General features: G+C 53.7%; 22 protein-coding genes and 3 pseudogenes. 2 read left to right on the plus strand and 23 right to left on the minus strand.

What is annotated here, in order from left to right:
• Window positions 1–59: 59 nt before the first annotated feature.
• Both ATW55_RS11160 and ATW55_RS11165 read right to left on the minus strand, forming a co-directional pair.
• Window positions 60–665 (minus strand): hypothetical protein, encoded by a 606-nt coding sequence (locus ATW55_RS11160; protein WP_153005130.1) that lies wholly within the window; start codon window positions 663–665, stop codon window positions 60–62.
• A 117-nt stretch (window positions 666–782) separates the two neighbouring features.
• A complete protein-coding gene (locus ATW55_RS11165) occupies window positions 783–1,331 on the minus strand; it encodes a YpiB family protein (RefSeq protein WP_235587000.1) in 549 nt (182 codons plus the stop codon).
• A gap of 132 nt (window positions 1,332–1,463) precedes the next feature.
• On the opposite strand from ATW55_RS11165, the gene ATW55_RS11170 reads away from it, so the two are divergent.
• Window positions 1,464–2,612 carry a glycosyl hydrolase family 18 protein gene (locus ATW55_RS11170; protein WP_067710834.1) on the plus strand — a complete coding sequence of 383 codons (1,149 nt, stop codon included), beginning with the start codon at window positions 1,464–1,466 and terminating at the stop codon, window positions 2,610–2,612.
• 153 nt (window positions 2,613–2,765) lie between these two features.
• Here ATW55_RS11170 and ATW55_RS11175 read toward each other — a convergent pair.
• The 6 genes and pseudogenes from ATW55_RS11175 to ATW55_RS16350 all read right to left on the minus strand — a co-directional run.
• Window positions 2,766–3,732: pseudogene (locus tag ATW55_RS11175) on the minus strand (aldo/keto reductase); the annotation flags it as partial.
• Window positions 3,733–3,877: 145 nt separating this feature from the next.
• Window positions 3,878–4,063 carry an aminotransferase class V-fold PLP-dependent enzyme gene (locus ATW55_RS17030; RefSeq protein ID WP_336433222.1) on the minus strand — a complete coding sequence of 62 codons (186 nt, stop codon included), beginning with the start codon at window positions 4,061–4,063 and terminating at the stop codon, window positions 3,878–3,880.
• On the minus strand, window positions 3,976–5,106 hold the full coding sequence (locus tag ATW55_RS11180; RefSeq protein ID WP_235587100.1) for an aminotransferase class V-fold PLP-dependent enzyme: 1,131 nt from the start codon (window positions 5,104–5,106) through the stop codon (window positions 3,976–3,978). The genes ATW55_RS17030 and ATW55_RS11180 overlap by 88 nt, the downstream gene beginning before the upstream one ends.
• A 114-nt stretch (window positions 5,107–5,220) precedes the next feature.
• Window positions 5,221–5,499, minus strand: a complete 279-nt coding sequence (locus tag ATW55_RS11185) for a fluoride efflux transporter FluC (RefSeq protein ID WP_082685774.1) — start codon at window positions 5,497–5,499, stop codon at window positions 5,221–5,223.
• Window positions 5,500–5,577: 78 nt separating this feature from the next.
• Complete coding sequence (locus ATW55_RS11190) at window positions 5,578–5,940, minus strand: fluoride efflux transporter FluC (RefSeq protein WP_067711044.1); 363 nt, start codon at window positions 5,938–5,940, stop codon at window positions 5,578–5,580.
• A gap of 146 nt (window positions 5,941–6,086) precedes the next feature.
• Complete coding sequence (locus ATW55_RS16350; RefSeq protein WP_067710826.1) at window positions 6,087–6,335, minus strand: S1 RNA-binding domain-containing protein; 249 nt, start codon at window positions 6,333–6,335, stop codon at window positions 6,087–6,089.
• 217 nt (window positions 6,336–6,552) lie between these two features.
• On the opposite strand from ATW55_RS16350, the gene ATW55_RS11200 reads away from it, so the two are divergent.
• On the plus strand, window positions 6,553–6,969 hold the full coding sequence (locus tag ATW55_RS11200) for a hypothetical protein (protein ID WP_067710824.1): 417 nt from the start codon (window positions 6,553–6,555) through the stop codon (window positions 6,967–6,969).
• 121 nt (window positions 6,970–7,090) lie between these two features.
• On the opposite strand, the gene rsgA is transcribed toward ATW55_RS11200, so the two are convergent.
• The 15 genes and pseudogenes from rsgA to ATW55_RS11265 all read right to left on the minus strand — a co-directional run bounded on the left by rsgA (window position 7,091) and on the right by ATW55_RS11265 (window position 18,310).
• Window positions 7,091–7,315, minus strand: coding sequence for a GTPase RsgA (rsgA, locus tag ATW55_RS11205; protein WP_067710821.1), 225 nt, complete (start codon window positions 7,313–7,315; stop codon window positions 7,091–7,093).
• Window positions 7,299–8,101, minus strand: a pseudogene (locus tag ATW55_RS17350) (RNA-guided endonuclease InsQ/TnpB family protein). The gene rsgA and the pseudogene ATW55_RS17350 overlap by 17 nt, the downstream one beginning before the upstream one ends.
• Window positions 8,102–8,232: 131 nt before the next feature.
• Window positions 8,233–8,493: a helix-turn-helix domain-containing protein gene (locus ATW55_RS16555; RefSeq protein ID WP_201024975.1), complete on the minus strand. Its 261-nt coding sequence runs from the start codon at window positions 8,491–8,493 to the stop codon at window positions 8,233–8,235.
• Window positions 8,477–9,106, minus strand: a pseudogene (locus ATW55_RS11215) (IS607 family transposase). Before ATW55_RS11215 ends, ATW55_RS16555 begins: the two are co-directional and overlap by 17 nt.
• A 38-nt stretch (window positions 9,107–9,144) precedes the next feature.
• Complete coding sequence (locus ATW55_RS17035; protein ID WP_268753397.1) at window positions 9,145–9,273, minus strand: hypothetical protein; 129 nt, start codon at window positions 9,271–9,273, stop codon at window positions 9,145–9,147.
• A 180-nt stretch (window positions 9,274–9,453) separates the two neighbouring features.
• Window positions 9,454–10,476 carry a Gfo/Idh/MocA family protein gene (locus ATW55_RS11220; RefSeq protein ID WP_067717428.1) on the minus strand — a complete coding sequence of 341 codons (1,023 nt, stop codon included), beginning with the start codon at window positions 10,474–10,476 and terminating at the stop codon, window positions 9,454–9,456.
• A 45-nt stretch (window positions 10,477–10,521) separates the two neighbouring features.
• Window positions 10,522–11,223: an HAD family hydrolase gene (locus ATW55_RS11225; RefSeq protein ID WP_067717431.1), complete on the minus strand. Its 702-nt coding sequence runs from the start codon at window positions 11,221–11,223 to the stop codon at window positions 10,522–10,524.
• Window positions 11,224–11,315: 92 nt separating this feature from the next.
• Complete coding sequence (locus ATW55_RS11230; protein ID WP_153005131.1) at window positions 11,316–11,873, minus strand: manganese efflux pump MntP family protein; 558 nt, start codon at window positions 11,871–11,873, stop codon at window positions 11,316–11,318.
• 21 nt (window positions 11,874–11,894) lie between these two features.
• Window positions 11,895–12,791 carry a Gfo/Idh/MocA family protein gene (locus ATW55_RS11235; protein ID WP_067717434.1) on the minus strand — a complete coding sequence of 299 codons (897 nt, stop codon included), beginning with the start codon at window positions 12,789–12,791 and terminating at the stop codon, window positions 11,895–11,897.
• Window positions 12,792–12,819: 28 nt separating this feature from the next.
• Entirely contained in the window at window positions 12,820–13,776 is a 957-nt protein-coding gene (locus tag ATW55_RS11240) for an acetylxylan esterase (RefSeq protein ID WP_082685791.1), read from the minus strand.
• 5 nt (window positions 13,777–13,781) lie between these two features.
• On the minus strand, window positions 13,782–14,735 hold the full coding sequence (locus tag ATW55_RS11245; RefSeq protein ID WP_067717437.1) for a 1-phosphofructokinase family hexose kinase: 954 nt from the start codon (window positions 14,733–14,735) through the stop codon (window positions 13,782–13,784).
• The gene (gene gatY, locus ATW55_RS11250; protein WP_067717443.1) at window positions 14,736–15,590 is read right to left on the minus strand and encodes a tagatose-bisphosphate aldolase subunit GatY; all 855 of its coding nucleotides are present in this window, start codon (window positions 15,588–15,590) and stop codon (window positions 14,736–14,738) included.
• 3 nt (window positions 15,591–15,593) lie between these two features.
• A complete protein-coding gene (nagB, locus tag ATW55_RS11255) occupies window positions 15,594–16,319 on the minus strand; it encodes a glucosamine-6-phosphate deaminase (protein WP_067717446.1) in 726 nt (241 codons plus the stop codon).
• Window positions 16,320–16,322: 3 nt separating this feature from the next.
• Window positions 16,323–17,372, minus strand: coding sequence for an SIS domain-containing protein (locus tag ATW55_RS11260; RefSeq protein ID WP_067717450.1), 1,050 nt, complete (start codon window positions 17,370–17,372; stop codon window positions 16,323–16,325).
• Window positions 17,369–18,310, minus strand: a complete 942-nt coding sequence (locus ATW55_RS11265) for an ROK family protein (RefSeq protein WP_067717453.1) — start codon at window positions 18,308–18,310, stop codon at window positions 17,369–17,371. The genes ATW55_RS11260 and ATW55_RS11265 overlap by 4 nt, the downstream gene beginning before the upstream one ends.
• Between the last annotated feature and the right edge of the window lie 22 nt (window positions 18,311–18,332).

Genomic DNA, 18,332 nt, shown 5'->3' on the forward strand with positions numbered 1-18,332 from the left:
TAAAAAGTCGGCCAAACGGTTCAAAGACTCACCTCCATTTACGAGTCTTTCCGAGCCGTTCAGCGATTATCCTTGTTTGTCTCCCAAAGTGTGAGAATCCGCTTGTGCAGCACATCGTCAATTGTCAGAAAAGATGTGACACGCTCTGGTTGGCCCTGCCCACCTTGTGCTTTTTGCGCGAGACGGGGCGCGATTTCTGTGAGCAGCAAATACTCATCCCAAAAATCTGGCGCTTCTTTGAAAAACATCTCAGGTGTAAAACCCAAAGGTTCTTTCGAATCTGTCGCAGGAAATGGCGTGTCACGCCACCAAACAAATGAAGTCGCGCGCAACGATTTGGTTTGAAACGGGATCAGTGCCTGCATCAGCGCCTGTTCGGTGGCAATCTGATCCGTGCACAAGACGAGATGACGAAGTGCGACATGTTCGTTTATAGAGCGTATCAAAGATGTGATATACGCGCTTTGCTGGGCAGAGTCAAGCCCGCCAAAGCCGGTACGTCCCTGCTCTACATAAAATGGCAATAGCGGCATCGTCAGCGCCCGCCCGCCCAGTCTTCGCTCGACACCATCGCGAATGCGTCGAAGGATCATCCACGATGTGCCGACAGGCAGTGTGTCGGCGCGCTGTGTGAGCCCCCTACACAGATCACAAGTGTGTCGCAAAGAGATGACACGCGTTTGATGTCGCTTATGCTCAATTCTTCGAATCGCACAGACTTGTCCTCCTGAATGGAACAAAAGGCACGCGGTAAAGGCTTGATACACCGCGTGCAGGATCGTTCAAAATTCGCTTTGTTGTAAAAGTGTGCGCAGTTCTGCCGCACTCTTATAAAATTCTTGTTCATCTTTTGCCAAAAGCGCGTCATCAATGCGCTTGCGCAAGACAGACTCGCGATATTCCCGCGCAATGCGGTCAAGCCATAGTTCAGCGATCAGGCTGCTTAACACTTCAAGGGTCGACGCCGTGTAACGCGTCTCGGCTTGCGCTTCAACGACAGCCTTGTAGCGTGCACTGCTTGCGCGATCCCGGAAATAAAGTGTAACGTACACATCTTCTTCCGGGTGATTGTGCACATCGAGAAACGCCTTTTCCACATCAGACGTCACGCGCTTATTTTTGTAAAATTTGAAGGCGGTCATTTGCACACAGGTCGTTGACATGAGCAAGGCCTTTGGACTGTTGCGAAATTGGTCTGTGAAGTGCACCCTGGCGAGCAGTTGTTCGCTTGAGCAGAGGTATTGTAAAAGCCATTCAGATTCAGGATTTTTGAGTTCATAATTCTCCAAAAACCATTGAATGAATTGCTTTTTGTCTGCGGCAGTAATCATTTCTTTCACGATCCATTCGCCTCCAATGCTCAAAAGACTTGCGCCTTCCAAATCTGAGAAACAAACGATGCTCATTTAATTCGCCAGACTACGCGTTCATTCCTGCTTTGAAAGCAACACTAGGAAACCGCCGTGATCATCCATATCGTGTCCCATGGCGACACGCTCTACGCACTCTCCAAACGATACAATGTTTCACTCGACACCTTGATTCACATGAATGGATTAACCACACCGGATGAACTGGTCATTGGTCAAGCGTTGGTAATTCCGACTGGCAACATCAACAAAGCATCCTTGCCGATGATCGAAGTCAACGCATACTACACAGATTTTGGCGCAAAAGGTCAGAACAATCTCACTCAGGTGGCGCATGATCTCACATATGCCAGCCCCTTTAGCCACCAGGCGACCGCACAGGGAACGATCCGGCCGATCGAGACCTCGAGTCTCCTGCAGATCGCGCGCAATCACCATGTGGTGCCCATGCTCGTCCTTACAAACTATGCAGGCAGCATGTTCAGTTCAGACGTGGGGCATGCCATTCTCAATACGCCAGCCGTGCAAGACACGCTAATCACAAACGCGCTTGAACTTATGCACAGCCAGGGACTCAAAGGGCTTAACATCGACTTTGAGTACCTCTATCCGCAAGACAAGGACGCATATAATGTCTTTTTGCGAAAAGTTGCCGCGCGCATCCACCAGGCCGGATTTCTTCTCTCCACGGCGCTTGCGCCAAAGACATCTGCCCATCAGCAGGGGCTGCTCTATGTCGCACACGATTATCCGGTCCATGGCGAACTGTGCGATTTCGTGGTGCTCATGACCTACGAGTGGGGATGGGCAGGCGGCCCGCCGTGGGCGATTGCGCCGATCAACGAAGTGGAAAAAGTGCTCAACTACGCAGTCACGGCGATTCCCAAACACAAAATCATGATGGGGGTTCCTACGTACGGGCGCGACTGGACACTGCCTTTTGTCAAGGGCAAATCGCTTGCCGAGACGTTTGACCCACAAGTGGCCGTCGAACGCGCCGCGAAGTACAAGGTCGATATTCAATACAACACCACGTATCAGGCGCCGTTTTATCGCTATGTTGACGCACAGCATCGCGCACACGAGGTGTGGTTTGAAGACGCGCGCAGCATTCTCGCAAAGCTTGATCTTGTCAAACGCTACGGACTGCGCGGTATCAGCCTGTGGACGATGCCCGCCGATTTCCCGCAACTCTGGCCGATCATCGAGGACAACGTAAACGTTCGCAAACTCACGTTTTAGCTCATCGTCAAGGCAGGATGGCCCAGTTGGTGGACTCACAGCAAAGAAACAGGCAACCGCCCCACGGTTCGTGGCTTGGTTGCCTGTTTGCGCTGCATCACAGATCAATTCCCGCTTACCGCAGTGCTCGCAGACTACGCGATTGACGCCGCGCATGCCCTGTTCAGGGTAGCGAGTTCCTGCCGCGACACCGACTGGCGCAATTTGATCGATGGAAGAAAGCTCTGACGGTGTGAGGTGAACCGCAGTCCCGCCGACGTTTTCTTCGAGATATTTGCGCCGTTTCGTGCCCGGAATCGGCACGATCTGCTCCCACTGCGCAAGCAGCCACGCGAGCGCCAATTGCGACGGCGTGCACCCTTTTTGTGCCGCCAACTCGCGAATCCGCTCCACGAGTTGCAGGTTCTTCGCAAAGTTTTCTCCTTGAAAACGCGGTGAAAAGCGACGATAGTCGTCTTCTGCCAAATCCTCAAACGTGCGGATCTCTCCTGTCAAAAAGCCGCGTCCAAGCGGGCTGTATGGGACAAAACCAATCGAGAGTTCACGGCACGTCGGCAGAATCTCATCTTCCACATCCCGACTCCACAGTGAATACTCCGTTTGTAGCGCGCTGATCGGATGCACCGCGTGCGCTTTTTGATCGTTGACGCCGCCGCCTCAGACAATCCGAGAAAGCGCACCTTGCCTTCCTCTATAAGCCTCGCCATCGCCCCCACCGTCTCCTCAATCGGCACGTCCGGGTCCACCCGATGCTGATAATAGAGATCAATCGTCTCGATTCCGAGTCGCTTCAAACTGTCTTCGCACGCCTGCCGGACATAGTCAGGGTGTCCCGAAACACCAAGAAATGTTCCGTCCGGCGCCCGCCGATTGCCAAACTTTGTCGCGATGATCACCTGATCGCGGCGTCCCTTTAATGCTTTGCCGACAAGCTCCTCATTGCGTCCAACGCCGTACATATCTGCAGTATAAACAAAATCGACGCCAAGTTCAATGCGCGGATGAATCGTCGCGATCGACTCTTGATCGTCTCGCCCAGCGTAAAATCGGACATTCCCATGCAGCCTAGACCGAGCGCGGATACAGTTAAGCCTTGTCCGCCCAATTTGCGTTTTTCCATCATGAGAACCTCCTTTTTGTATGTAGCTTACCTATTATAGCATTTCGCCGTGCGAAACACCCGCAATCAACTCCCCCGAAAAGACTTGCACGCGTTTACAAAGCAAAAAGGCACTTGACTTCATTTTTCATGCCAGGGCAAAACGCTATCGCGCGATTCGCTCTAAAGCATTCAGATAGCGGTCCACCTCTTCTTGCGTGTTGTACGGCGCAATCCCGGCCCGCACGAAGCCACCGCAGGAATTTACGCCGAGCCGATCAGCCAGTGTACTCGCATAAAAATGGCCATCTGCCACAAAAACACTCGCCGTTTCAAGCACTTGTTCGCACACTGCGCGCGCATCCTGCCCATCGACCGTGATCGCAATCGTCGGCGTTTTAGGGATTCCCTCTTCTGCCGAAAAAGCCGCACACCGCGCATCGCCTGTAACCCCGCTCGCATGTGGCGCGCCAGACTGTCCTCATACGCCTCGATCCGTTTCATGGCAGAAACCATCTTTTCGCGCAGCGTCGTCCCGTCACCAAGGCTTGCCACAAAATCGAGCGCGCCACCGATCCCGGCAATCCCTTCGTGGCTCTGCGTACCTGTTTCGAGTTTGTCCGGATCATAGGTTGGGGCCGGATCCAGTTTGTAAACGTCCAAGTGCGCAAACAGTCCCTCGCGAATCGCCGCGACGCCGACGTGCGGGCCAAAGAACTTATACGTCGAACACAACAGGATGTCAGCGTCCAAAACCTCTCGATCAACGGAAAAATGCGGCACCGCGTGCACCGCGTCAACCACCACGAGCGCCCCCACCTCATGCGCGCGCTGTGCGATCCGCCGCACATCCGTAATCGTCCCGACTGCATTAGAGGCAAGGCCCACCGCGACCACTTTCGTGCGCGGGGTAATCACTTCATCAAGATGATCAAGATCAAGCGCGAGCTTCTCTTTATTCACACGCAGCCACACCGGTTTTGCGCCGCGATCGCGCGCCGCCGTGAGCCACGGATCCACGTTTGCGCGATGGTCAAGTTCCGTGACGACAATCTCTGTCTGCGCATCCCACGTTCTTGCGAGCGCACGCGATATGGCAAACGTAAGGGTCGTCATGTTGGCGCCAAATGCGATCTCCGACGGTTTTGTATGAAGAAGTGCCGCCAGTTTTGTCTTTGCGTCTGCGATGGTCGCTTCTGTCTCAACGCTCGTCGGAAAAACGCCGTGCAGATTCGCGCCGCCGCGCGCCATGTAAGAGGTCATCGCATCAATCGTCGATTGCGCCACTTGCGACCCGCCAGGTCCGTCAAAGTAGGCGACACGCTGACCGTGATAAAGACGCTTTAGCGCAGGAAAATGTGCGCGAACCTCATCGATTGGAAAAGAGTCACTCATCCCGCCATCCCCTTTGGCCCATTTGAACAAACGATTCTCGCTTATTCCTATTCAATAGGTTAAGGGTAGTAGACACAGCGCCTCTTGGCAAGTGATTCCTAACTCGCGCCACAACTAGAGGCGCGAACCGACCCACGCGCCAACCAGTCCGACTACAAGACTCGCAAGCAGATAGGCAATCATCGTTTTCACTGCGCGCCGATCGCGCAGTGTCGCACTCTCAAACATCCATGTAGAAAACGTGGTGTACGCACCGATGAACCCGATGCCAATGGCGCTTCGCAGCCAGTAATCCACGAGGTTGTTCGGACGCGCCGCCGCATAGACATAGCCGAGTAAAAACGCGCCGGTGATGTTGATCAGAAATGTCGCAACGGGAAAGTCTTTTTCCAGCGTGCGTTGATCTGGTTGGTGATAAAAAGCGTGCGCACGCGCCGATCATTCCGCCAAACGCAACGCCGACCCACTCAATCATCCGATCTCCCTCCTCTCTCCGCCCAAATGGCTCCCGAGCAGCGCGATGAGAAAGCCACCGACGAGGCTTAGGACGACATAGAGAAGTGCGGTTGCGTTTTGCCCATGCATGAGAAGCGCGTTTGTCTCGACGACAAACGTGGAAAACGTGGTGTACGCTCCGATGATCCCCGTTCCAATGCCCGCGCGCATCCACTGAGGCACCTTAAAGCGCCAGATGGTGACCGTATAAAACCAGGCCAGGACAAAGCTTCCTGACCAGTTGATCAAGAGTGTCGCCAGCGGAAATCCGTGCACGGGCGGCACCGCCACCTCGAGCAGTTCGCGCAAAAGCGCCCCGATGACCCCACCGACTGCCACTGCGCCGTATTGGCGCGCGACATCCCCCGCAATGACCGATCGCGCAACGTTTCTGCACGCTTTTTCTCCTCAGCCAACACCTGACACACCTTTCATCCATCGAAGTTGTCTCTATCGATCTGTGATGACAACCGACCGGCCACGCCTCATGTCCCCGCATCATCCACGTCTTCATCCACCCGTCGAACGGAACACTCCCAAAAGCCATCCCCCATCTTCTTTACAAGGCGCACGCGCAGCAAATCGCCAACGCCAAGCGAGACCGTCGGGTGCTCAATCTCGTACCACGCGAGTTCTGCGAGCGGCACGAACGCGCGAATGCCTTGATGCTCCACCCACGCGCCGCGCTGATCGAGCGCGACGATGCGCGCCTCCACACGATCTCCCTGTTTCACACAACTTCCTCCTCTAGGTGTTGCAGTCTCTTTAGGTTTTGCGACCATCGCGTCCCGTTCGACCTCAGCAAAAACCCCCACAAGCGCCACAGAGTTTCCTCCAAGGTCACTTGTAGGGGCTATCATCCCACAGCCGGGCTTACGCGAGCTCCATCGCGATTCAATTACTTGAATGATACTGTCTCGCATATACATACGTCAACACAGGAGGTGTCCCATGCTCATCGCCACCAGTTTCATCGGATCGCTCATCGGCTTTTTCGCCTATTATCAGATGTTCGCACGCGTCGCGCACGCCCCGCGCCACATCACGATGCGCGCCTCCATGATCAATTGCATGGCGCTCGCCTTCATCTTCGCGATGCTGATCGATCTGACCACAGGGAGCAAACTGCTCAGCGTCATCCTGCCGATCGTGACCATCTGCGCGCCTGCGATCTGGATGCTAAAATTGCAAAGTCTGCTTGACGTCGTCGAACTGCTCATCGGCTCGCTCATGAGCGTATCCATGAGCGTGATGCTGATCGGAATGACCGACCCGCTCGTCGTGTGGCTCATCCAACTCGCGCTGGTGCTCGTCGAGGCGCTGCTCTTCGTTTCACTCACGCGCCGCATCCAGATGCGCTTTAAATGATTGGCGTCGCGCGCTAAGCGGACAGCCGGAAGCCTCCAACCCCGTTTCGCCGTTTCATCACTGCACCATTTCATTGTTGCGGCACATGAAAGCATGCTGCGGCATTTTTGTGTATTCTTCTTCACCAGCGCACCTTTTGGCGCGCTGATTTGGTGATTTTCTTCCACTTCTCGCGCTCTTGCGCTTGTGCTTGGCGGTCTTCTTTGCGAACCGCTTGGACATGCTGGACATCCGCATTCATCCAGTGGTTCACAAGCGTCGATTTCCCGGCACCTGATGACCCGATGAGCGATGCGGTGACGCCAGATTTTAGATAATCATTCAACGACTCAAGCCGTTCTTTCAAACTTACTCAAATCTACGCATAGGTAGCTTTGACGTTGAATTCCTGCTTCGTCGAGGTCGCCTCTGGTATGAGCAGGTCTTACGTCCTCTCCACAGGCTATCACCGTGGAACTCACGGCCAATTTCATCAAATTCTTCGCCGCGTTCAGGTCGCGGTCATGATGAGTACCGCATTCCAAACATGTCCATTCGCGTATCGATAGCGGCATGCTTTCTTGTTTTGTCCAACACTTCGAGCAAATTTTACTTGATGCAAACCACCTGTCCGCTACGATGAGGTCACCACCACGCATCGCCGTCTTATACACCAACTGCCGCCGAAACTCGTGAAAGCCCATATCTCCGACCGCTCTTGCCAAGCCATGATTCGCCATCATACCTTTGACGTTCAAATCCTCAATGACGATCACACCGTATTGACTTACTAGTCTGGTGGTGAGTTTGTGCAGTTCGTCGTTGCGGATATTGGCTACCTTCGCATGGAGCTTCGTAAGTTTGAGCTTGGTTTTTGCTCTATTTTTGAGCCTTTTTGCTTACGAGACAAGGAACGTGACAAACGACGCAAACGATTCAAGAGTATTCTGTGCGGCTTTGCGCCTGTCACGAAGGTTCCGTCAGACAAGGTGGCTAATCGATTGACACCCAAATCCACGCCGACAATCGCTTGGTTTTCGCATATTGGCGGCATCTCTTCTGTATCCACCGTGATACTCACAAACCATTTGTCTGCCTTACGCGAAATGGTAGCGGATAGGATCTTGCCAGAGAAACGCAACACTTCCCGCATTCGTACCCATCCCAGATTCGGAATGCGAATGCGCTTCTCACTGACGGAAAATTGATCATTCGTGAGCGTAAAACTGTCATGAATCCCTTTCTTTTTGAAGGCTGGGTACTTCGCAACGCCTCGAAAAACCGTTAAAACGCATCACCAAGGTGAATCAATGCCATTTGTGGCGCGTTTTTGGTGACTTCTAGCATCCAAGGGAACTGTTCGCGCTTGATCGCGTTCAGTTGCCGACGAAGTGAAGCTTGCGTTGGTTTTTCACCCGCCTCGTATTGGCGCTTCCACTCCGCAAGACCCCACTTGTAGGCAAACCGAGCCACACCACTGGCTTTAGAAAAATAGGTGGCTTGCTGCTTGTTTGGATCAAGCGCAATCTTATGGCTTCTCAGCATCGTCAACCACCTTCTTCATGCCTTCAATCAATTTCTGGTTTTTGCGTGACCGGGAACCGTAGAGCCGCGCAGAAAATACCGTAATAATTTCAAGTACATCTTTGGCAAGATCCTCTTCAAACGTGGTGTCTTCTCCTTGGTTGAGAATGACGACTTCCACTTCTTTCGCCTCGCAAATAGCAAAAACAAGTTCTGCTCCAAACCGCAGAAGTCGGTCTTTATGCGTCATGACCAGCCTTCCTACTTCATCCTGCAAAATGGCGTTCAACAGTCGTTTCAAACCTTTTTGTGGTAGTTCATGCCTGATCCAAGATCAGCAACGACCTCGAACGTCCATCCTTGTGCAGCACAGTACATTTCAAGGACTTGCTTCTGCCGTTCCAAGTCCTCTTTCTGATCATGGCTTGAAACTCTGGCATAGACTACGGTCTTCCTGTCGCTTCGTTGAAGGACGGAACAATTCCGGCCGCAGTTTCAACAGATCGTATCGGCGGTGACCACCGGGCGTTATTTCATCCGGCTGTAATCGACCTTCTTTTTCCCAACGACGGAGTGTCGTAATGGATACTCCTAACACCTTCGACGCTTCGCCTATCGTCACTAATCTATCCATATTGATAGTATACAGATAGTTTTAATCAGATTCAACGATTACTGTTCAACCCCTTGATGATCTTCTACGAAAAAAGGAATACCAGCTCGTCGAGCCTTTTCTTGTGCATGTGCCCCCGCCTTGGCGGCTGCGTCCATTAATGATTTTTCGACCTGAGCCCAGTCCATCACAACATCCCTCCTGCGTCGTTATTTGTTCTCGCCGACGGTGGCGCGAGAGCGCCACCATCTAATACATATCCCGATTTATATCGAGAACCTGAGATTCGATGATCCCTTCGATACCGCACCCTGAAAAAGTGAACAAACCCACAGCCCACACCGCGAAACCTGCCATGATCTATTTTTTCATTTCCTTAGTTGATCCAGCACCGATTGAACACGTATCGCATCGTCAAAATCCGGAAGCGAGTCCCGCTTCTCTCCAACCAGTGCGCGCGCAAGCTCTGTATAAAGTGTCCACTGCGGATGAATGTACGCTTGGATCGCTGCAGGAAAACCGCTCTCATCCATGCGCTTTGGGAGTTCCACATCCTTGAATTCCGCCGACGGCGGCGTCGCGATACGAAGCAAATTCCCCTCCAAGACAAGTGTCCCCTTCGTTCCGAAAATCTCGAGTCGAGGTTCGACGCCAATTGCGGACGAAATGAATTGCGCCGAGCAGGTGCCGCCTTTTTGGAACATTCCTAAAAACATAAACGAGTCATCCGCCGTGCTCTCTTCAGGGCCGTGTTCACCGCGCCGCGTTTTGATCTGGCGCACCAACTGCCCTTGAACCGTCTCCAGATCGCCAAACCAGTGGTGCAGCGCGTCAATCATGTGCGACCCGATGGCCCCGAGCATTCCGCCGCCACGCTCCGCTTTCCACAGCCATGTATTCTCTGCCTCGCGAATACGATCAAGCATCCCGCGCGCCTCTCGCCAGTGAACGTGAATGACGTCACCGAGGCTCCCTTCTTCGAGCAAGCGTTTGATCGCCTGGCGCTCCGGCAGATAGCGCCACTCAAAATTGATGAACAAGTGACGATCCTTCACATCTGCGACCCTTTTCATCGCTTTTACCTCAGCGAGATTCAAAGCGGGCGGCTTCTCGCACAACACGTGTACCCCAGCCTCAAGCGAAGCAGTCGTCATATCGGCGTGCACCATCGGCTCTGACGCGATGACCACCATCTCTAATGCGGATTCTTCGATCATCTTCTTCCAATCATCAAAGGCCTGTGGGATCGATAATCGCTCTGCCTCCGCGCGCGCCCTTCCTGGCCTTACGCCACTAAGCGCCACCAATTCATAATCCGGATGCTTCAAAAGAACGGGTGCATGCACTCTGGCGCCATACCCCGTGCCGATAATTCCTACGCGAATCCCCATCGTTACACCTCACCCTTCGATGATCAAGTCGATCATCGTCTCAAATTACAAGAGATCACTCAACCTGCGAATGATTCGATACGGTTTCGTCGCAAACGCCTCTGGCCATGCCGCATTTTTTCCATTGACCCATATTCCTTTAATTCCCATTCGCTGCGGCGCCACAACCTCCCACTCCGCGTTGTCGCCAATCATCCACGCGTCGCAAGCGGGAACATTCAGTACATTCAGCGCATGTTGATACACGCTTTCTTCTGGTTTGCCTACTCCAAATTCCCCCTCAATGAGAATGAGATCAAAGTATGGGGATAGGGTGAAACGATCAATTTTAGCGCGTTGAGAGTGTGAAGCGCCATTGGTGAGCAGTGCCAGTTTAATGCCCGCCTCTTTCCAGAATTGCACCGTTTCCAATGCCCCAGGAAGAAGATCGATCGCTTGCGTCCGCTCCTCTTCAAAGCGAACGGCGATCCGTTCTGCGAGAGAAGGATGGCTAACGCCAAGAGAAGTGAGCGCCATGTCGACAATCGTCTTGCGACTGGCGAGAAGATCCATGCGCCCCACTTTGTGGCGCGTCGGATCGCTCCAAAACCACCGTGCGTTTTCCTTTAAGGCGTGAAGCAATTCTCCCTCCGAAACAGGCACAATCTCACTTGCCGCATCGCGGCATGCCACAAGCCAACTCGCGTCAGCCACACTTTCATAGGAGAGAATCGTATCATCAAGATCAAGAAGGATTGCTTTAGGCATTTCGGGAATCTCAACTCACTCCTTTAAAGAAGAATGGGAGTCTTCAATAACAACGAATATTTCGGCGAAGCGATCCATCAACCCATTCGTCACTAGGCGATATGGCGGAGCGCCGCAATAAGGACCCACAAACCTAGCAAACCAAGCATTCCACCCGCCACTTTTTCTGACCATTCTCCGAGGTGTTTTTTTAATCTGCCGCCAAAGGTCAGTCCAAGCCACGTAAAGAAAAACGCCTGGATTGCAATCAAGATAACCAGGAGACCAACCGGGAGTTGCATGAATCCCATAGAGAGCCCAACCGCCAACTCGTCGACACTGACGCTGATCGCAGTAAAGAGAAGTCCCCATAAAGTCAACTGGCGAGTCCGTTTTCCATCATCGTCGTCGTTTTCAAAAAAGATGAGCCATATCGCCACACCGACAAGCGCTATCCCGCCCATCAAGGCTGCCCAGTTTCCAACGAGACGTCCAAGAGCGCTCCCAACGAACAAGCCAAAAAGTGGCATGATCGCTTCTGCCGCGGCAAACGTCAGTCCGATTCGCCATCGGCTGCGTGTGGCGCAGGCTGTCACACCTAAAGAAACAGACATCAACAACGTGTCCATTCCAAGCGAAAGCACAAAAATGACAACTGCGACTTCCCTCACCCGATCCCTCCACAAAAACTTTCACTTTGCTTCAATTACGCGGATGATCTCTTCACAAACGCGATGCGTCTCAAGCATGTCTCGCGTTAGATCATCTCCCCCGCGCAAAACCGCTGCAAAAAAATCCTCAACCATCGCGCCAAAACCGCGTGCTTCATACGCGTTTTGCCAGTCACTACGCTTTGTCACCGTCGCGGTTCCCCGCCAATGCACAAGCTCTGCGAGATCGCGGACGATCCATTTTTCAAAAGGACGCATCACTTCCAGCGTCTCTTCGTTCAATCCGCTCTCGCGACTCATGATGCCAATCGCCGTGTGCTCATTCACGCTGAGCTGCGCGACCACGTACGCAAGCTCATTTCCTTTCATCTTCCACCGCACATCAAGCGTATCATAGGCACTCCGTCCAAGCCATCGCAGCGTATCAATCACGTGGATAAAATCGTCAAAAATCACAGTGCGGGGACTTCCTGCAAGGGACGTGCGATTTTTTTGCATCACGATCAGATCCGGCGTTTCATTCGTCTTGACGTGGCGGTACATCGGGGCATAGCGGCGATTAAATCCGATCCTTAGCAGACATCCATGTTGTTCTGCCATCTCTACAAGCAACAAAGCCTCTTCATAGGTATTGGCAATCGGTTTGTCGAGGTAGACGTGCACACCCGCCTGAAGCAGCGCCTTTACGACAGGCACGTGCGCATCTGTCGCGACGTGCACAAACGCAACGTCAATCCCTGCCTCAAGCAGCGCATCGACCGACGAGTAGCGCGCCGGAATGCGGTAGCGCTCCCCGATATCGTGAAGCGCGGCAACGTTTCGCGTGGCGATTTTCAGTTCAATCCCCGCGCGCGCTCCCAAGATTGGGAGGTACGCTTTTTTCGCAATGTCGCCAAGACCGATGATCCCAACGCGCAACCTAAACACCTCCTTGAGCGATCGCGCCTTATTTCAGATACGTTTTTAAATAAGCCAACTTCTCCGTCTGAAACCCTGGCATCTCTTCATGCCCAAAATAGCGATACACGCGAATCTGCTTCGCGCAAGCCAGATGATTGTAAACCGCAAAAATCGTGGAGGGTGGTGTAATTTCATCAATCAAGCCCACGGAGATGAGCACAGGACACGTGATCCGCGGGGCGAGGTTCATGACATCAAAATAAGAGAGTGTCTTCATCGCCGTTTCTTCGATCTGTGGCGCCGTGTTCCTTCGAAAAAACTCGTTGATTTCAAGGTATGGCCCCGTCGGTGAGACATCAATGGCGCGTCGAAAATGACAGAGGTAGGGGTAATCCGCGACAACCACCGCCGCGCGTTCAGACAGCGCCGCAGCCGCGAGCGAAAGACCGCCCCCTTGGCTTCCACCAGTCACTCCGATGCGCCGCTCATCGACGTCCGGTTGTTGCGCGAGCACTTCGAGCGCCAACACCGCATCCATGTAGGCGCCGCGATAATAGTACTCCTGTGGATCAAGTATCCCTTTTGTCATCCAGCCGAGTTGATGGCCGTGCGAACTGACTGCATTGTCCTGACTGCTGTGTTGTCCGCGCGTCAACATGCCAAACGTCGCGTATCCGTGGAGTGCCCAATTCACGATGGTGTGGATGCCGCCGTCAAACGACCAGTTGTAGCCGTGAAAAACGACAAGGCCAGGATGAGGACCGTCCCGATCAGGAACCGCGTAAAAACCGCGGATCGTCGCGCCCATAAACCCGTGGTACGAAAGTTCATACACGCGCACGCCATCCGCCGGGTACTCCACTGCTCGCATGGAAACCTGCACATCGGCGTCTTTGATAAGGGCTAACGTAGACGCCCAAAACGCGTCAAAGTCAGCCTCGCGCGTGAGCTTTGGCCGATACATTTTAAGCTCATCTAGCGGCAAATCATACGGTTGCGCCACGGCATTCACCTCACTTTTTCGATCTTCAGACAAGCCCTGAACTTCATAACCTCATCATACGCTACTTCTGCGACTTGAGCGCGCAGCGCATTGCTCGCGCCGCACGCACCCGCGAGTCGCAACGCCTCAACAAAGCCTTCATCCCGCGAAAGCGAAGCGACAAGCCCTGCGAAAAAGGCGTCTCCACTCCCCACGGGATTGACCGCAACAAGCGCAGGTGTGAGGCCCTCCCACACACTTCCATCCTCTGCGCGGGCATAGTATCCATTTGCACCGCAGGTGACAATCGCCGCGTCACATCCCTTTTCGCAGAGCGTCTCAAGCCCATCGTGAAAATCCTTGCGATCCCTCATCCTTGCATCAAGCAGTTCTTCAAACTCCACTTGATTCATCTTCACGAGATGCGGCCGCGCTTTGATCGCCTCGACCATCGCCTCTCCGCGTGTATCCACGTAACTTTTCCCGCCGCGTCGTGCGGTGCGCTGAATCACTTGCGCGTAAAAGTCAGTCGGCAAGCCGGGCGCCAGGCTTCCGCTCATGACGACATGCTCCGCCTTTGACAAATGCGCCTCCAGCTGCTCAAAAAAGAGACTCAAATCCTCTATAACAGTCGGACCCGGTTCCAACAATTCACTGTTTCGCCGCGCCCCATCCGAAAGTCCTGTTTCCACGACGTTGACCGTGGTGCGCGTCTCGTCGGCAATCCTGTAAAAATCGTGGCGTATCCCCATCCGTGTCAGTTCAGCAGCGATCCACTCGCCCGTTTCTCCCCCTAAAAAACCTGTGCCGCAAGCATTCACCAAAAGGGTGTGCAAGACGCGCAATACATTGATCCCCTTGCCGCCAGGCGCTTTCATCACACGGCGCACGCGATGGACCTCTCCCTGACGGAACGCCTCGATAAAATAGGTTTTGTCAAGCGCCGGGTTGGCAGTGACCGTCAAGACGTACGGTTTCATTTAATAACGGCCCTTTGCGCCGGCGAGTTCGATCTTCGCTTCAACCACCCGGGCGTACGCCTCGCGCGCGGGCATGAAATATTTCCGCGGATCCGCCTCTGCAGGGTGCTCAATCAAGTAGGTGCGAAGCGCTTCTGCAAATGGTATTTTTAGTTCCGTTGCGATGTTTATCTTGGTGATCCCCGCGCGAATTGCCTCGCGAATCAAGGGATCCGGGACGCCTGACGCGCCGTGCAAGACAAGCGGAATCTCCACGCGCCGACGAATTTCGGCCAGTCGCAAAAGGTCGAGTTTCGGTTCCCCACGATAGACGCCGTGCGCCGTGCCGATCGCGACGGCGAGCGAGTCAATGCCTGTACGCTCCACAAATTCGCGTGCCAGCGCCGGATCCGTGTACCGCGCTTGCGCTACGTCTACCTCCAAATCATCTTCGACGCCACCCACTTGGCCAAGTTCTGCCTCAACGCTCACACCGCGCGCGTGCGCAATCAAAACGGCCTCGCGAACGAGTGCGACATTTTCTTCAAATCCAAGGTGAGAACCGTCGATCATCACAGAAGAATACCCGTTATCCACACACTCCGATACCTGTTCAAGCGTCGCGCCGTGATCGAGGTGAAGCGCAACCGGAATCCGTGCGCGTTTTGCCGCTAGCTGCACAATCGCCGAGATGTATGCAACACCCGCGCTTTGAATCGTGCTCGGTGTGGTCTGAATCATCAGTGGCGCTCCGAGTCGCTCGGCCGTCTGCACGACGGTCTGCAATGTCTCCAGGTTGTACGCCGCAAACCCGACTACCGCATATCCGTTTCGCATCGCATGCGCGAACATTTCATGTGTCGATACAAGTCCCATCTCTTACGCCTCCAATATATGTGCCGCTTCGCGATCTAAGATAAACGTGACATTCGGGTGCACTTGCAAAATGCTCGCCGGTGAATAGGTGCGCACATCTCCGCGCACCGCGCTCAGCACCGCATTGGCCTTTTCGCGGCCAAATGCGAGCAACAACACTTTTTTGGCCATCAGGATCGGCTGCAAGCCCATCGTGATCGCCTCTGTCGGAACGCGCTCTTGTTCGCCAAAAAAGCGCGCGTTCGCCTCAATCGTGTCGCGCGCCAGTGTCACGACATGCGTATTCGCCTTGAGCGCAACGTCCGGCTCATTAAACCCGATATGCCCGTTCAAACCAATGCCAAGGATCTGCAGATCAATCGGATGTTCGCGAATGATCTGATCATAGCGCTCGCATTCAAGTGCCAGATCAGGCGCCGCGCCATTTGGCAAAAATCGCTTCTCTGCCGGAAGATCCACATGCCGAAAAAGGTGTTCATTCATAAAATGGTGATAGCTTTGCGGATGATCGGCGGACAGCCCGACATATTCATCCAGGTTGAGCGTTGTCACATGCGCGAAACTCAGTCCCTGGCGATGAAACGACACCAGGGACTCGTATAAAGGAATGGGTGTGGAACCCGTCGCCAAGCCTAAAACCGGATTTCGGACCGATTGGATAACTTGCTCAACCAAAGCAGCCGCATAGACGGCCGCCATCTGTGGATTTTCAAAGACGCGAATGTTCATTCTTTATAAAATCACCACCTGACTCAGGTTGCGCGGAGCGTCAGGATCAAAGCCGAGCTGCGTCGCCTTTTCGTAAGCGAGAAAGTGCAGCGCCGGCATGTAAAGCACTGCACGGCTCCAATCAGACAGTCCATCTGGCAATGCAAACACACCGCGTTCAGCTTTAAGCGTGTCATTCGACTGCGTCGTGAGACAGACAACCTGCCCTTCTACCGCCCGCACATCGCGCACAAGCGATGCCGTGTACGATGCATGCGCCTCATCTGCCAGGATGATCACTCTCGTCGAGGCGCGCACGATCGAGATCGGGCCGTGGCGAAACTCGAGCGTGGTGTAATACTCACACGGAACTTGTGTCATTTCCTTTAGTTTGAGTGTCGCCTCTGCGGCAAGGCCATAATAGGCGCCAAGCCCAAGAAAGATAAATGACGAAGCATCAGAAGTCCTCCCGTACGTCTTTCCAAAATGTTCAGCTCCCGTGAGAGACTGGGCAGCGAGTTCTGGCAGTCTCTCGAGTTCCTCGATCAGATCCGGACGCATCGCAAGATCTGCCGCGATCCACTGAAGAGCGAGCAGCATATTCGTAAACGATTGGGTCATGACCACCGACTTTTCAGCGGCGTGGGAGAGGACGATGTGGTTGCGCGTATCCTTTGTGAGTGTGCTGCCCTCCGTGCATGTCACGCCAATCACATCGACCGTTCTGTGATGTTGTGCCAAATGGTTGACCGCCATCAATACCTCAGACGTAGTCCCCGATCGCGAAATCGCAAACGCAACGGTCGGCGCTTTGCGTGAAAGGACACTTGAATCGCTTAAAAAAACCTCAGAGGCAGGGACAGCCGATGCGTTATAGCCTGTCACCGCTTGGAACAGGCGCGATGCACTCTGTGCGAGATAAAACGACGTGCCACAACCGATAAAGAGAAATTGCGTCTGCGGTGAAAGCGTTAGGCCCTTCGCAATCGCACGCCACTGCGCAGGGACGATCTTGAGCGTTTGTTCCCAGGAAGCAGGCTGGTTTTTGATCTCTGTGAGTGTGTGGTTTTTCATGATTGTCTCCTCCATCCCAAAAACGCCAATTCAATAGCCCCGTATAACCCTGCGTCGCGTCGAAAATGTGCCAGTTTGAGTTCTGGCGGAAACGGAACGAAGCGCTCCGTGTACCCTGACAGGTACGGTAAAATAAGATCGCCCGCACCCATCAGGCCGCCGCCAAATACGACAACACTTGGGTCCCAAGCGATCATCACATTGGTTAAGTGAAATGCAATTTCTTGCAGGGTTTCCTCTACAAACGATTTGGCTTTATCGTCGGTTTGCGCTTTGCGAAAGAGATCGCCCGCCGACATCTTTTCACCAAAATGGCGCGAGGCGCGCTCGCCAATGGATCTCCCACCAGCAAACTCTTCCAGCGGCGCCGTGTCATCGCGGGCGCCTGACGGTTCAAACTTTGAAAGCATGTTATAGGCGATTTCCCCAGAAGCCCCGTGCGCGCCTTGTAAAACCTTGCCATCAAGCGTGTACGCCAGCGCAATTCCCGTGCCAAGATTCACAAAAAGCCCAAAATCGACTCCCTGCAACGCGCCTTTTTTCAGTTCAGCCAGCGCAGCCGCCTTTACATCATTGTCGATCTGAACCGCTACGCCCGGAAAAGCGTTTTGAAAGGCTTCCTCCATACAAAGCTCCGCCCAACCCGGAACATTCGGCGCCATCAACACGCGATCCTTGAGGGTGATCCCCATCGTGGCAACACCTACGCCAACCAGGGAACCCCTGGTTGGCGCTGCCGTCTTCAAAACGAGTTCTTGACCCGCCAGAATCGCTTGCTGTAACACATTCTTTCCATCCCCGCACAAAGCCGTGTCCAAATTTGTGCGGTGGAGCAGCTCGCCATCGAGCGTCGCCGTCGCGATGGCTATTTTCGTACCGCCAAAATCAAACGCTAAGACAAAACGAGCAATCTCATCATCCATGCGGGCATTTCCCATTGAAAACGGTCTCCCTTTGCAT

The organism is Ferroacidibacillus organovorans (assembly GCF_001516615.1).
Taxonomy (GTDB): Bacteria; Bacillota; Bacilli; order Alicyclobacillales; family SLC66; genus Ferroacidibacillus; species Ferroacidibacillus ferrooxidans_B.

What these genes read in the sequence shown, in the direction of transcription:
- ATW55_RS11165 (WP_235587000.1), bottom strand. Translation starts at nt 1,331, where the DNA reads ATGATTACTGCCGCAGACAAAAAGCAATTCATTCAATGGTTTTTGGAG.
- nagB (WP_067717446.1), bottom strand. Translation starts at nt 16,319, where the DNA reads ATGAACATTCGCGTCTTTGAAAATCCACAGATGGCGGCCGTCTATGCG.
- ATW55_RS11225 (WP_067717431.1), bottom strand. Translation starts at nt 11,223, where the DNA reads ATGCCTAAAGCAATCCTTCTTGATCTTGATGATACGATTCTCTCCTAT.
- gatY (WP_067717443.1), bottom strand. Translation starts at nt 15,590, where the DNA reads ATGGGACTTGTATCGACACATGAAATGTTCGCGCATGCGATGCGAAAC.
- ATW55_RS11245 (WP_067717437.1), bottom strand. Translation starts at nt 14,735, where the DNA reads ATGAAACCGTACGTCTTGACGGTCACTGCCAACCCGGCGCTTGACAAA.
- ATW55_RS11260 (WP_067717450.1), bottom strand. Translation starts at nt 17,372, where the DNA reads ATGAAAAACCACACACTCACAGAGATCAAAAACCAGCCTGCTTCCTGG.
- ATW55_RS11200 (WP_067710824.1), top strand. Translation starts at nt 6,553, where the DNA reads ATGCTCATCGCCACCAGTTTCATCGGATCGCTCATCGGCTTTTTCGCC.
- ATW55_RS17035 (WP_268753397.1), bottom strand. Translation starts at nt 9,273, where the DNA reads ATGGACTGGGCTCAGGTCGAAAAATCATTAATGGACGCAGCCGCCAAG.
- ATW55_RS11220 (WP_067717428.1), bottom strand. Translation starts at nt 10,476, where the DNA reads ATGGGGATTCGCGTAGGAATTATCGGCACGGGGTATGGCGCCAGAGTG.
- ATW55_RS11265 (WP_067717453.1), bottom strand. Translation starts at nt 18,310, where the DNA reads ATGGGAAATGCCCGCATGGATGATGAGATTGCTCGTTTTGTCTTAGCG.
- ATW55_RS11180 (WP_235587100.1), bottom strand. Translation starts at nt 5,106, where the DNA reads ATGAGTGACTCTTTTCCAATCGATGAGGTTCGCGCACATTTTCCTGCG.
- ATW55_RS16555 (WP_201024975.1), bottom strand. Translation starts at nt 8,493, where the DNA reads ATGCTGAGAAGCCATAAGATTGCGCTTGATCCAAACAAGCAGCAAGCC.